This is a genomic window from Bradyrhizobium sp. AS23.2, from assembly GCF_001908185.1.
GTDB lineage: Bacteria > Pseudomonadota > Alphaproteobacteria > Rhizobiales > Xanthobacteraceae > Bradyrhizobium.
In genome coordinates this window covers 1-13,545 of sequence record NZ_LGHM01000077.1, presented here as the reverse complement: position 1 = coordinate 13,545, position 13,545 = coordinate 1, and the positions used below count along the sequence as shown (strand labels likewise).

The following is a 13,545-nucleotide window of genomic DNA, read 5'->3' as shown; positions in this document are numbered from 1 at the left end:
ACTGACGCGGCGCCCGGCTCAAGCGATGTTTTGAGCCGGGACGGTCTCGATGAAGGCTCGGATGATGACACGCAAGAGCTCTGCGAGCCATCTCAGGAGCAGGCCGAAGTTGTAGCCGGCGCCGGCGAGAGCAGCGTTGATGCGGTTGCCGACGCGGCCTTTGAGATGGTTGCGCTCCATGCGGTGCTCGGCCTTGACGTGGCCGATGACGGGTTCGACAGCCGCACGACGCTTCATCCCGCGTCGGATCGAAGCCGTGACGCGACGGACCTTTCCCGAGATCCAGACCCTGAGCCGGTGCGGGTTGTTGTGGCCGCGGTACCCCTTGTCGACGTGGATGCGGCGGGCCTCCACGCCGTACTGCCGAGCCGGTAATGGTTTGCACCTCTGAATCTGCCGACCGACCATCGCGGTAGCACCGAAAATGGAGGTCTGCAGGCGCGAGGAGGATGCCCGGCGGCCGAGACACGCTTCCCATGCGTCGGGGATTCAGCTTTCAACTCCGGAGTCTCCATTGAGCAGACCTGAAGTTCATTCGGGCTCCTTGAAAATGGAGCGTCGAGCAATCGTGCAAGTTGCTACTTGCACCGCCTATGCGGACAGGGTGACCTTTCGATTGCAGTGGACTTTGTCAAGCGGGCCTTGCCGCCACCGCTCCTGATCGGATCTCGTAGCACTTGCTGCCGAACCAAGCCGGACCTGACGCCAAATAAAACTGTGGAAGCGGCTGGCAATCTCAGTTCGTCCGAACATCCGAGATCCAGTCAAAATTCGTTACTCTCCTGGATACTCACGCATTGATCGTCTGCGAGTTCACTGGCGAAATAGTCCACAGCAGTGCTGCTGATCCCTCATAAACGGCCTCTAAGCGCCGTCTTGACGGTTGTGTGCAATCGATCGCTCTCTACGGACAGCTTGCCAAATGCGAAGACGTTTTCGCATTTGAACGGTGGTGGCCGGACGGTGATGCATAGCATTGGGATTTCTTGACTTCTCGTTCTCGGTGCGACGCAATTGTTTTCGATGTGAAACGTTTGTGTCAGACCTAGTCAGGAGTACTCACAGATGAATGCAGGCGAAGAAGCGCAATTCAACTACGACAGCGTTCTTGAGCATAAAGAGGAGCTGCGTCAGCTCGAGGATGAGATCAAGGCGGGGACGAAAGGACATACGAAGACTGCAATCGCCTTCGGTGAAGCTTTTCTAAAGGCGAAGAAATGGCTGGAACACGGAATGTTCTTGTCTTGGTGCGGCGCCAGGACGTGCTATTCGCTGCGGAAAGTAGAGATGTACATGAATCTCGCCGAACTCAATCGTGGCCTCACCCCCAGCGACCAAGAGGCTTTATGCCATCTCTGCTCGAGCGCTGCCTGTGAACTTGCCCGCCCCAGCGTCGACAAATCGGACGTGAAGGAGATCCTGTCGCGCGCGATAAACGAGCGGTTGACGGTCGAGTTCGTGAAAGCGTTCGTTCGGCGCGACAAGACCGAGACAAAAAGCGAGACCCAAAGCGATGCCGACGAAGCGGCACCCGAGTCGGAATCCTTGCAATCAGTCGCTACGTTCTTGCAAGCGCTCGAGCCCCCTCAGAGGGAGTCGTTGTGGCAGTCTTTGCGTGGCAAGCCCGAATCGCAGGACCAGCGCTTCATGAAAAGCCTTCGCTCTCTCCTCGCTAAAGAGTTTAGCAAAAAGCCTCGCTAGGAGGAGGCCGGCAAGTCCCTGAAGTTCGTGCGCGAAATACCTCTGGATTTTGCGTTGTCTCTGATACCAATGAAACAGCCGAACAAAAGCCCAATTGGGATTGTTCGGCTGTTTCGTTTTGGATTTCCGTAGCCTTGCCGGGTTCGATATCGCTACCCGTCGCGGCGGCGGCACTTCACGCAGCTTTCGTCGCGAAAAGGGGGCTGAAAACTTCGCTCTGAGGGCGGCAGAAGCGTCTGCTGGTGATCGCCGCCTGCGTCCTGAGAACTACGTCCCGATCCCGGAGGATGCCGAGCCGAGGCTGTTGCAAGTCGGCGTGTCCTCAGAGACGAGACGCTGCAGCGATATCGTCACGGCGACGAACGGCGTGTTTGTCTTTCAGGGGCGTTCGGACAAGCCGCGAGATGTGCAGGATGTCGTCCCTATCGTTCCGAAGTGAATTGATTTGTTCGGTGGAACAGGTTCGATCCGCTGTCGTTGATTGGCTCCGAGCCAGGATCATAGCTCGCTCGGCGGGCAGCATTGCTCCCGACTGCAAGCGAGAAAATTGAGTTGTTCGCATTTTGATGCCCACTCTGCGGCGTCGAAGTGCCATCGGGTGAGCGGGATGCTCGATGCCGACAACGCGATGCCAACAACGCAGCTTCTTCGATTCGGTTGCCCATCACCGCGACGATGAACACTTCCGTCAGCAGGATCCCGTGTGTTCGAATGCGCGCGAGGCGCCTTCGGCGGTGTCGTTGGCGAGGATGACGAGATCGACATCGTCCGCAAAGCGTGATGACCTTTGATCTTTGATCGGGGCCACGTAGTACTGGAGAGTCGGGCAACATCTGTCCCCTCATGCTTGGGGGGCCTCCCGAGCAAAGGCCGCCGCAAGTGCAGCTTCGATGGCAGCAAAGTGTTCGATCGGATGGGCGATATGACGGTCGAGCCAGGCAAGACCCAGCATCTCTGTGCCGGGGTCTCCCCACTGGGTGCGGCCAAGGATGTGGGACATCACTAATCCCGATGCGCGATCGCCATTGAGGGTACAGGACAGGAGAGCAGTCATGCTGATGTCGGCCGGAAGCGTCAGTTCGCGCAGCGGAATCAGGGAAAGCGCGACCTTGACCGCAGCCGCGGGGTCGCCCTCCAGCGCAGCCGCAACATCCTTCCCGCCGCCGATGATGGCAAGATTCTTTAGCGTGGCGCGCAGGAGGAGGCGTTCGGTGTTGCGGAAGAAATGGGGCGGCAGCATCCGCCACCAGGTGAGCGGGTTCGGGTCCTCCGGGGTGTATGGCCGGGGATGGCTGCGCATGGGCGTGGCGGTGTTCAGTTCGTAGACCTGTCGCATATTGAGCTGCTCTCCTCTTCTCTCGATGCTTTTTCGCCGGTGCCTTGAGGGCTGGCGCAGTGGGCCGCGGTCAGGACTTCGCCTCGTAACCACGGGACAATCAGAGCGATGCAGATCGATCGGCATCGCATCGGCAGGGTCGCTGAGGATCCTGAGTATCAGGTGTGGGCGTCCTCGGGCGCACACGTGTCGAACGCGTGCAGCGCCTTCAGAACCGCCTTGTCGGCGGCGGTGAAGCCTACGCGCGAGGGCGAGTGGTGCAGATGGAATTCGAACCACGACGCGCAAAGGTTGGCGGCGTGGACGGGGTCGAGGTCGGCGCGATCGATGATATGGCCGAGCACGAGCGCGCACCTGAGGTCGCCGTCGAGTGCGCAGTGCAACACCGCGGTCATAGCGACGTCGACGGCCGGCGAGCGCGTTCTGATCGGCATCAGCGACAGGACGAGCGCGATCGCCGCATCCGGATCGCCGTTAAGCGCCGGCGCGATGCGGCTGTTGGCTAGCGCGATTGCGACCTCATCGAGCGCGGTGCCGATGCGGAGATGGTCGGCGGCGCGGAATGCGTCGGCCGGCAGCATGCGCCACCAGCCAAGCGGAGAGCTGCCGATGCGCAGCGCGCGCATCACTGGAGAGGCTGCAGGATCCAGCACCGCATCATCGCCGCGGTCTGCCTCGAGGGGCTTGCGCTCCGGCATCGTGGGGAGGTTCGACATGAGCTCTCCTCCCTATTCCGCAACCACGATCTGCTCGGCGTAGCGCGGGCGCACCCAGTTGGTACTGCCCATCGTGGCGCCGGTCAGAAACTTCGCCGCGATGGCCGGCGAGCGGAAACAGATGGCCGCCCCGAGGCGCAGGCGGTTGTCCACGCCGGGAATCGGCACCATGATCTCCGCGAGCTGCTCGGGGAGCATACTGATCGACCGGCCGTTGGCGCTGGGGTTGATTGCGGCGCGGACCTCGGAGCCAGCCAACACGACGAAGCCTTCGGCGCCGTAGTAACCGCGTGCCCAAAGACCGGCGTCGGCAAGCGCGAGCTCACCGCCAAGGTGTGGCACGGCGTCCACGTCGATCTCCGCCGTCTCTTCGATCGCCGGGACGATGGCGCGATCGGCTTCGGCCGCGGCGGGGGGCCGGCTCGCCGGCGTGGTGTGAAAGACCCGGCAGCCGGCATCGAACAGCAGGCGCAGGCTCTCGCCGACGAAGCGGCCGAGGATCGCGTGGTCCTCGCTGGACCAGGTCCGCGCGCTCGCGCAGTTGGTGACCTCGACCAGGCCGGCCTCCTCGGCGAGCTCGGTCAGGCGGTCTTCGAGGTACGGCAACGCCGTACGAAACAGCCAGTTTTCGCGCTGAGCGTGAATGAGGTAGACCTCGCCCGCTATGTCCTGCGCGGAAGCCGTGGCCTGCTGGAGGGACGCGTTGTCTATCCACCGGCTTTGGCCGATATAGACCTCGCCCTGGCTCGCGAGCACGTAGCAGGCGGCGAGGCTCTCGCGGACCACCGAGTAGCGTTCGGCCATGCCGAGCGGGAAGACGGTGACCAGGAGAAGGCCAGCCGGATCGCGTATCTCGCGCAAGCCCTCGATACCGCCGTAGGGGCGGTGAACGGTGTGCGTCGAGGGCTCCTGCACGATGAGGGTGACCTCAGGAGTAGACGAATTAATATCCATGATCGCTCCTGATGAGCGATCGAAAGGGCCGACGTCGGCGGACCGGAATGGCAGCTTGCCGTCCTGCGCGAAACGACCGCAGGCGGTAGGCGCCATGGCTTTGCGCGGTCGCGCGCCTCCCGGTCGCTTCCGAAAGGCAGATCGCCCCCGGAAAGAGAACCGGAAAAACCGTGAACGCACGCGCAGGCTACCGGCCCGACCTCCCAGGGGACTAGCCGTCCCACGGTGTCGCGCCTTGCGATCGCCGTTAGCCGATGGACGGGGTGATGGTGCGGAAGGACGTGCGGGATGCCGCGGGCGCACCTGCGGGCACGCGCGCGAGGCCGCTGGCCCCGGCCACATCGGACCGGACGGGGAGCATCAAAGACGAGGGGAAAAAGTGCGGCGAATCGGCGTAATACTGGCTCTTAGCCATGACTGACTCCTCAGAAGTCTGTTGTGGTTAGGCCGCGGTCGGTGTTGGTAGCGCCGGCCGTCGGCCGCCTTTGCGCATATTGCGCATCCGCCTTATAACATCTTGTTCACGAAAAGTTCCAGAGGGTGTGACTGGGGCCGACCGTCGTTCTGCGATCGTGGTTAACAAGGGCCGACTTTCGTCTCCGACAGTGCAGCCGACTTTGCGATCGAACCGACGAGTGCTCGGTCGTTCAACATCTACGGCAAGTCGACGAACCTGCGACGAGACAGGTCCCGATCGGCGCGGGAGTCTTCGAGCTGCGCGCTTCACAGAGACCGTTGCTGCGCACCTGGAATTTTGACACCCCGGTCGGTGTTCCTCATTTCCGCGCGCATAAGCCAGTCCGCACGTAGCAGGCCCAATTCCGTTGGTCGAAAGTCATAGAAGGTGCGACCCGCATCGACTTGAACTTGCTGTCGATATCCGCAACAACAACCCCAACAAGCTTAACAAGAAGCGAAGGGAAGAGGCTGTGCGAAATTCAGTGGCCGCCGCTTGCGCTGCAGCGGCGTTGTTTGTGGGGGCGCCGGCCTTTGCCGGCTGGGAACCGACCAAACCCGTCGAGATCGTGGTGGCCGCGGGCGCGGGCGGCGCCTCCGACCAGATGGCGCGGATGATGCAGGCCGCGATCCAGAAGAACAATCTGATGAAGCAGCCGATGGTCGTCTCGCTCAAGGGCGGCGCGTCGGGCGCGGAAGCGCTGATGTACATGAAGTCCAGCGAGGGCGATCCGAACAAGGTGCTGATCGCCTATTCGCTGATCTACATGTTGCCGCTGTCGGCGAAGATTCCGTTCAACTGGCGTGAGCTGACCCCGGTTTCGGTGATCGCGCTCGACCAGTTCGTGCTGTGGGACAACAGCGCAGGTCCCAAGACGGTGAAGGAGTTCGTCGCGGCCGCGAAGGCCGCCAGCTCGCCCTTCAAGATGGGCGGCACCGGCTCCAAGCGCGAGGATCACGTGCTGACCGTGTTCCTCGAGCAGAAGACCGGCGCGAAGTTCTCCTATCTGCCCTACAAGTCCGGCGGCGAGGCCGCGACCCAGCTCGTCGGCAACCACACCGAATCCAACGTCAACAATCCATCCGAAAATCTCGAAGTCTGGCGCGCAGGCCAGGTGCGTCCGCTCTGCGTGTTCGACAAGGAGCGCATCTCCTACTCCAGCAAGGTGACGGACACGCAGTCCTGGGCGGACATCCCTACCTGCAAGGAGGAGGGCGTCGACGTCCAGTATCTGATGCTGCGCGCGATGTTCCTGCCCGGCAAGGTCACGCCCGAGCAGCAGGCGTTCTACGTCAACCTGTTCCAGAAGGTGACGCAGACCGCGGAGTACAAGGACTACATGGAAAAGCAGGCGTTGAAGCCGATCTTCCTCACCGGCAAGGACATGGTGCAGTTCCTCGAGGAGGACGACGCGCAGAACAAGGCGCTGATGACGGAAGCCGGATTCGTCGCGAAGTAGCTGTCTCTCCTCCGTCTCTCCGTTCTTACGGGAGCGCGACGAGCTTCGCTCGCGCTGGGAGGGTTGGGGTGCGGGGCTCTCTCCGCGAGTCCAATCCTCACCGTCATCGCGGAGACTCCCCCCTCACCCCAACCCCTCTCCCCGCAAGCGGGGAGAGGGGGGAACTGAACGCAGTTCGTCCCTAACCATGTCCCAAACCGATCTTGAAATCGTCGTCGACGATCCGACCGCTCCCGAAGACGACTCGCCCGCCGTCGTCAGCTCCGGTACGATCGAGATCGTCGTCTGCCTGCTGCTGTTGGCACTTGCGGTCACGCTCGGCTACGACAACTGGCACACCGGCGCTTCCTGGGATTCGACCGGGCCCGAACCCGGCTATTTCCCGTTCTATCTCTCCGTCATCCTTGCCGGCGGCAGCCTCTACGGTCTGGTCGCGGCGCTCATCACACATCGCGAGGCGGCCTCGACTTTCGTCACGCGTGCGCAAGCGCGCCGCGTTATGGCGGTGTTCGTGCCGACGCTGCTGTTCTGCCTGGTGACGCAGTTCCTCGGCCTCTATGTCGCGAGCTTCCTCTTGATCGCAGGCTTCATGCGCCTCGTCGGCAGGATCGCGCTGTGGAAGTCGCTGCTCACCGCCTTCCTGTTCACGGCGATCATGTTCGTTACTTTCGACGTCGCCTTCGACGTCATTATGCCGAAGGGGCCGCTGGAAGCGGCCTTCGGTTACTAGGCGGATCTGCGATGGAAGCTTTAGGTCTCCTGCTTCACGGCTTCGCCGTCCTGCTGACGTGGAAGACGTTGGTGCTGATGATGGTAGGGCTGGTGCTCGGCATCTTCGTCGGCGTGCTGCCCGGACTCGGCGGCCCCAACGGCGTGGCGATTTTGTTGCCGCTCACTTTCACGATGGATCCGACCTCGGCGATCGTGATGCTGTCCTGCATCTACTGGGGGGCGCTGTTCGGCGGTGCGATCACTTCGATCCTGTTCAACATTCCCGGCGAAGCCTGGTCGGTCGCGACCACTTTCGACGGCTACCCGATGGCGCAGCAGGGCAGGGCGGCGGAGGCGCTGACCGCAGCGTTCACCTCCTCCTTCATCGGCTCGCTGGTCGCGGTGCTGCTGATCACCTTCCTTGCGCCGATGATTTCGTCCTTCGCATTGAAGTTCGGCCCGCCCGAGTTCTTCGCGGTTTATCTCCTGACATTCTGCTCCTTCGTCGGCCTCGGTCGCGAGGCGAAGCACAAGACCGTCATCTCGATGTCGTTGGGACTCCTGCTCGCCGGCGTCGGCATGGATACCGTATCGGGCCAGTTGCGCATGACCTTCGGGTCGGCCGAGCTGCTCCGCGGCATCAACTTCCTCGTCGCCGTCATCGGCCTGTTCGGCATCAGCGAGATACTGCTGACGATGGAAGAGCGGCTGGCGCTGCGCGGCCACGCGGCGAGCATTTCGCTGCGCGTCGTGCTGGGCGTCTGGAGGGACCTGCCGAAATACTGGGTGACGCTGCTGCGCTCCTCCTTCATCGGCTGCTGGCTCGGCATCACGCCGGGCGGAGCGATCGCGGCGTCCTTCATGGGCTACAACCTCGCCAAGCGCTTCGCCAAGGATCCCGAGAGCTTTGGCAAGGGCCGCATCGAGGGCGTGTTCGCGCCGGAGACGGCGGCGCATGCGTCCGGCACCTCGGCGCTGCTGCCGATGCTGGCGCTCGGCATTCCGGGCTCCGGCACCGCGGCCATCCTGCTCGGTGGCCTGATGGTGTGGGGGCTCAATCCGGGCCCGCTGCTGTTCGTCGAGCACAAGGATTTCGTCTGGGGCCTGATCGCATCGATGTATCTCGGCAACGTCGTCGGCCTCGTGCTGGTGCTGACGACGGTGCCGATCTTCGCCTCGATCCTGCGTGTGCCGTTCGCCGCGGTGGCGCCGATGATCGTGGTGTCCTGCGCGATCGGCGCCTATGCCATCCAGAACGCGATGTTCGACATCTGGCTGATGCTCGGTTTCGGCGTCGTCGGCTACGTCTTCAAGAAGATCGGCATTCCGCTGGCGCCGTTCACCCTGGCGCTCGTGCTCGGCAGCCGCGCCGAGGATGCCTTCCGCCTGTCGATGATCGGCTCGGGCGGCGACCTCAAGGTGTTCTGGTCGAACGGATTGGTCGGCTCGATCACGACGCTGGCGATCGCGCTGCTGTTTTGGCCTCTCATCGACGGTTTGCTTGCCCGGGTCGGATGGACGCAGCGGGCAAGGCCGGCGCCGCGCTAGTACTAAGCGCACCATCGCCTCGGCCAGGGGACGCCGTACTCTCCAGAACGGTACCGCAACTACGCTGTAACCAGCGAAGCTCTCGCTGAGAGCTACGGGCGCGAGACTGGAGATCCGTCCCCGTGCCCACCGGAGTCGCGCGGAGCTATCTTCTGATAGTAAACTCGATGAAGACGATCCCACCGGAATCGCGTTCCGTGTCCAGTACAGTCCGAAGGACAATACCGATATGAACGACCAGACTACGCCTCATCGTTCGCGCAGCACCCTCCTTGCCGTTGAAGATACCGAGTTTCTGCTTCGCGATGAGATGCGGTCGATCCGCTTCGCCCTGGAATATGCGAAGGCCGAGCTTGCCCTGCGGGATTGGGGGATTCGTTCGACCATCATCGTCTTCGGCAGTGCGCGTGTGCCGTCGCCGGAGAAGGCCGCGGCGGCGCGTGAAGCGGCGCATACCGACGCCGAAAGGGAGAGGGCGGAAAAGTTACGGCAGCGATCGGAATTTTACGGATCGCGCGGGAATTTGGCCGTATCGCTTCCGAGCGCGGCGGCGCTTTCGATCCAAAGAATAGATGGCGCGACAATGTCATCGCTACCGGCGGAGGCCCCGGTATCATGGAGGCTGCCAACCGAGGGGCGTCGGACGTCGGTGCACCAACGATTGGCTTCAACATCACCCTGCCGCACGAACAGGTGCCCAACCCCTATATTACGCCGGAGCTTAGTTTCCGCTTTCACTACTTCGCAATGCGCAAGATGCACCTGGCCATGCGCGCAAACGCCCTGGCCATTTTCCCCGGCGGATTCGGGACCCTGGACGAGATGTTCGAGCTACTGACATTGCAGCAAACCCGGAAGGCACCGCCGGCACCGATCGTGCTCTTCGGAGAGAGCTACTGGCGCAGGATCATCAACTTCGAGGCTCTTGTGGAGGAGGGGATGATTTCCGTGTCCGATCTCGGCCTCGTCGAATTTGCGGAGACCGCGGAAGACGGGTGGGCTTCCTTGAAGCGCCGCGGGCTTGCGAGCAACAGCGTGAGCTCGGTTAGCTAGGAAGAAGCAGAGCCCGGCGCGAGCGCCGAGCTTTTCGTTGGAGACGTTGAGCGAAGCGGTCACACCACCTTGGCGTTCCTGAGCCCGGCAATCTCGTCGGCGCCGAAGCCGAACTCCTTCAAAACCTCGTCCGTCTGCTCGCCGAATTCCGGCGGGCGCGCCACCATCTTGCTGGGCGTGCGCGACAGCGTCACGGGCTGGCCGACCAGGCGGATATGGCGGTCTTCGTCGTTCGGCACGTCCTGCGCGATGCCGAGATGCTTGACCTGGGCGTCCTCGAACATCTGGTCGATGGCGTAGATCGGCCCGCAAGGCACGCCGGCCTCGTTGAGTTCACGGACCCAGGTTTCGGTCGACTTCGTCACGGTGCGCTTCTCGATCTCGGCGTTGAGCGCGTCGCGGTTCTTGGAGCGGGAAGGCGCGGTCGCATAATCGGGATGGCTGTAGAGTTCAGGCGCGCCAATCGCCTGCGCGCATCGCTCCCAGATCCGCCCACCGGTGGTGGCGATGTTGATGTAGCTGTCCGAGGTCTTGAACACGCCGGTCGGAATGCTGGTCGGGTGGTTGTTGCCGGCCTGCTTGGCGACCTCCTTCTCCATCAGCCAGCGCGCGGCCTGGAAGTCGAGCATGAAGATCTGCGCCTGGAGCAGCGAGGTCTGCACCCACTGGCCTTTGCCGGAGACTTCGCGCTCGAGCAGCGCGGTGAGGATGCCCATGGCGCAGAACAGGCCCGCGGTGAGGTCGGCGACGGGAATACCGACCCGCATCGGGCCTTCGCCCGGCGCGCCGGTGATCGACATCAAGCCGCCCATACCTTGCGCGATCTGATCGAAGCCCGGCCGCTTGTGATAGGGGCCGTCCTGACCGAAGCCGGAGATGCTGCCATAGACGATGCGCGGGTTGATCTCGCGCAGGCTCTCATAGTCGATGCCGAGCTTCTTCTTCACGTCGGGTCGGAAGTTCTCGACCACGACGTCGGCCCTGGCGGCGAGGCGCTTGAACACGGCAAGCCCGCGCTCATCCTTCAGGTTCAGCGTCATCGCGCGCTTGTTGCGGTGCAAATTCTGGAAGTCCGACCCCCGCCGCGGCCCGCCCGGCTGCTCGCCCCCGGCGTCCTCGGTCAGCGCGTCGATCTTGACGACGTTGGCGCCCCAGTCCGCGAGCTGCCGCACGCAGGTGGGCCCGGACCGGACACGGGTCAGATCGAGCACGGTGAAGCGGGACAGGGCTTCCGAGGCATGCGGAAAGGGCATCGTGATAGGCTCCGGGACAGATTGCGGGCCTACCATAGTGCCGAAAGGTCATGCGGCAAGTCTGGGCCGGCGCGGATGCCGCCTGTCGAAATGCAAGTCTGACGGGGGCTGGCCTGGCGCGGCTTGTTGCGCTGCGCAATCCGGATCAGCGCGACAGGCGCTTCAGCTCGGCGCGCGCCTGCTCGGCCAGCGGGTCATCGCCGTGGCGCGCAATGAAGAGCTCGAACGCCTCCCGCGTCCCCTTCCTGCGCGCGGCCTCGTACTCCTCCGCCACCGCGACGGAAGGATCGCGGGCCATTGGCATGGAGGGGGCGCGTCCCGCCTTGACGCTTTCCTTGACGCTTTCCTTGGCACTGTCGTCCGCGTTGGCTTTCCCGACCATGACAAGCTGTTCTCCGATGGACAAATGATCCGGCCCCGCGAGCACCGCAAGGAGGCCGAATAGACCGGCCGAGAATGGGCCTAGTTTCATCATTTCCCTTACAAATCATACCCGCAGGCAGAACCTGCGGTCTGCCCCTGGCCCTTACGACTACGGAATTTGATGGCTAACACGGCATTAGGGAAGGGGGATGTGCGCGTCGGCTAAATTTAAGCCAAACGTATGACTCCCAAGCTAGAATCGCGCACCTGCGCCCCGAATCGCGCGATGCGTTGCTCCGGAGAGACCATTGGCTACCTCTGTTAACGTCAGTGCCACCAACAACGCCGAGATCGACGGCCTGCTGTCCGGCTCTAAATGGACCGGCACGATCACCTACAGCTTTCCCGACGCGATCAGCGACTACGCCAATCCCTACAGCGGCGGCAACAGCGAGCCGACCAGCTCGGGCTTCGCCCCGGCGCCAAGCCAGATGCAGGCGGCGATCAACTATGCGGTCGGACTGATCAACAGCTACACCAACGCCAACATCCAGTACGCGGGCACCAACGGCGCCGACATCATGATCGCGCAGTCGCCGGCGGCCAATCCGACCTCCTACGCCTATTATCCCGGCAACTATGCGGCCGGCGGCGACGTCTGGTTCGGGACCCAATACGATTACACGCAGGCGAAGCTCGGCAATTACTATTTCACGACTGCGCTGCACGAGCTCGGCCATGCTGTCGGCCTCAAGCACAGCCAGGAGACGGGCGGCCCCGCCAACGTCGCCGTGCCGAGCGCGCATGACGACAGCGAATACACCGTCATGAGCTACCGCAGCTATGTTGGTGCGTCGACGACGACCGGTTACACCAATGAGGCCTACGGATTTCCGCAAACCTACATGGCCAACGATATCCTCGCGCTGCAGACGATGTACGGCGCGAACTACAACACCCAGAGCGGCAATACGGTCTACACCTGGAGCCCGACCACGGGGCAGGAGTTCATCAACGGCGTCGGCCAGCTCGCGCCGGGGGGGCGGCGCCGGCGGTTCGGCCAATCGCATCTACGAGACGATCTGGGACGGCGGCGGCGTCGATACCTACGACCTGTCGAACTACACGACCAATCTGAGCATCAATCTCAATCCCGGCGCGTCGTCGGTGTTCTCCACTGTACAACTGGCCTATCTCGGCGACGGCCATTACGCCTCGGGCAATGTCTACAACGCCTATCTCTACAATGGCGATGCGCGCTCCTACATCGACAACGCCATTGGCGGCTCCGGCAACGACACGATCATCGGCAATGCCATCGACAACGTGCTGAAGGGCGGCGCCGGCAACGATACGATCACCGGCGGGGGCGGCAACGACACCATCGACGGTGGCCCAGGCATCGATACGGCGGTGTATTCGGGCAATCGGGCGAACTACGCCGTTACGTACAATTCGACGACGCAGATCTTCACCATTGCCGATCAGCGCGCTGGTTCACCCGACGGTACCGATACCGTCACGAACGTTGAGTATTTCCAGTTTGCCGATGGCACGGTTGCCAGTTGGAATTACATACCGCCTCTCATCATTGAATCATTCGGCACAACCGAACTAGTGCAGTCTGGCAACAACTATGTATTGGAGCTGATTTCCAGCGGCAACGGGCCAACTCTGAAGTCCGGCGGTGTGGCGATTGTTCTGGGACAATGTGGATCGTATGTGCCGATCGGCGCCGAGCAGACCTCGTCCGGCTATGACGTGGTGTGGAAGAATGGCAGCGCCGACCAGTACGTGGTGTGGAGCACCGACAGCAACGGCAACTACGTCTCCAGTCTGACGCCGGTGGTCTCGGGCACGAGCGCGACGCTAGAATCCTATGAGAACATTCTCCATCAGGACCTCAACGGGGATGGAACGATCGGTCCGGTTGTCACCACGACAGTGATCGAATCCGCGGGCTCGACGACACTCGCTCAGGTCGGCTCTAACTA

The 13,545-nt window shown here is 62.6% G+C and carries 12 protein-coding genes and 3 pseudogenes; 8 read left to right on the top strand and 7 right to left on the bottom strand.

Translation table 11 applies throughout. The features are described from left to right. Positions 1-18: 18 nt before the first annotated feature. A pseudogene (locus tag AC630_RS17155) lies at positions 19-351 on the bottom strand (IS5/IS1182 family transposase); the annotation flags it as partial. Between the two features lie 714 nt (positions 352-1,065). Between AC630_RS17155 and AC630_RS17150 the strand changes: the two are divergent. Then, positions 1,066-1,701, top strand: a complete 636-nt coding sequence (locus AC630_RS17150) for a hypothetical protein (RefSeq protein WP_074119679.1) — start codon at positions 1,066-1,068, stop codon at positions 1,699-1,701. A 94-nt stretch (positions 1,702-1,795) separates the two neighbouring features. Continuing rightward, a complete protein-coding gene (locus tag AC630_RS17145; protein WP_143198101.1) occupies positions 1,796-2,140 on the top strand; it encodes a hypothetical protein in 345 nt (114 codons plus the stop codon). Positions 2,141-2,542: 402 nt separating this feature from the next. Here the strand turns inward: AC630_RS17145 and AC630_RS17140 are convergent, their stop codons facing one another. The 4 genes from AC630_RS17140 to AC630_RS45460 form a co-directional block, all read right to left on the bottom strand. After that, positions 2,543-3,037, bottom strand: a complete 495-nt coding sequence (locus AC630_RS17140; RefSeq protein ID WP_074119677.1) for a hypothetical protein — start codon at positions 3,035-3,037, stop codon at positions 2,543-2,545. 158 nt (positions 3,038-3,195) lie between these two features. Next, positions 3,196-3,753 (bottom strand): hypothetical protein, encoded by a 558-nt coding sequence (locus tag AC630_RS17135; RefSeq protein ID WP_074119676.1) that lies wholly within the window; start codon positions 3,751-3,753, stop codon positions 3,196-3,198. Between the two features lie 12 nt (positions 3,754-3,765). Beyond that, positions 3,766-4,707 (bottom strand): DUF4357 domain-containing protein, encoded by a 942-nt coding sequence (locus AC630_RS17130; RefSeq protein WP_143198100.1) that lies wholly within the window; start codon positions 4,705-4,707, stop codon positions 3,766-3,768. A gap of 247 nt (positions 4,708-4,954) precedes the next feature. Further along, positions 4,955-5,122 carry a hypothetical protein gene (locus AC630_RS45460; RefSeq protein ID WP_167561226.1) on the bottom strand — a complete coding sequence of 56 codons (168 nt, stop codon included), beginning with the start codon at positions 5,120-5,122 and terminating at the stop codon, positions 4,955-4,957. A 514-nt stretch (positions 5,123-5,636) separates the two neighbouring features. Here AC630_RS45460 and AC630_RS17125 point away from each other — a divergent pair. The 4 genes and pseudogenes from AC630_RS17125 to AC630_RS17110 all read left to right on the top strand — a co-directional run bounded on the left by AC630_RS17125 (position 5,637) and on the right by AC630_RS17110 (position 9,935). After that, a complete protein-coding gene (locus AC630_RS17125) occupies positions 5,637-6,623 on the top strand; it encodes a Bug family tripartite tricarboxylate transporter substrate binding protein (RefSeq protein WP_074119674.1) in 987 nt (328 codons plus the stop codon). Positions 6,624-6,810: 187 nt separating this feature from the next. Beyond that, complete coding sequence (locus AC630_RS17120; RefSeq protein WP_074119673.1) at positions 6,811-7,353, top strand: tripartite tricarboxylate transporter TctB family protein; 543 nt, start codon at positions 6,811-6,813, stop codon at positions 7,351-7,353. Between the two features lie 11 nt (positions 7,354-7,364). Then, positions 7,365-8,882, top strand: a complete 1,518-nt coding sequence (locus AC630_RS17115) for a tripartite tricarboxylate transporter permease (RefSeq protein WP_074119672.1) — start codon at positions 7,365-7,367, stop codon at positions 8,880-8,882. 229 nt (positions 8,883-9,111) lie between these two features. Beyond that, positions 9,112-9,935 (top strand): annotated as a pseudogene (locus AC630_RS17110) (LOG family protein). A gap of 59 nt (positions 9,936-9,994) precedes the next feature. On the opposite strand, the gene AC630_RS17105 reads toward AC630_RS17110, so the two are convergent. After that, the gene (locus tag AC630_RS17105; protein ID WP_074119671.1) at positions 9,995-11,188 is read right to left on the bottom strand and encodes a CaiB/BaiF CoA transferase family protein; all 1,194 of its coding nucleotides are present in this window, start codon (positions 11,186-11,188) and stop codon (positions 9,995-9,997) included. Positions 11,189-11,333: 145 nt separating this feature from the next. After that, positions 11,334-11,570 carry a hypothetical protein gene (locus tag AC630_RS17100; protein ID WP_349538750.1) on the bottom strand — a complete coding sequence of 79 codons (237 nt, stop codon included), beginning with the start codon at positions 11,568-11,570 and terminating at the stop codon, positions 11,334-11,336. 472 nt (positions 11,571-12,042) lie between these two features. Between AC630_RS17100 and AC630_RS48340 the strand changes: the two are divergent. Then, positions 12,043-12,261, top strand: a pseudogene (locus tag AC630_RS48340) (zinc metalloprotease); the annotation flags it as partial. 166 nt (positions 12,262-12,427) lie between these two features. Next, positions 12,428-13,545: M10 family metallopeptidase C-terminal domain-containing protein (locus AC630_RS17095; RefSeq protein WP_502691519.1), on the top strand; the 1,118-nt coding region annotated here is incomplete at its 3' end.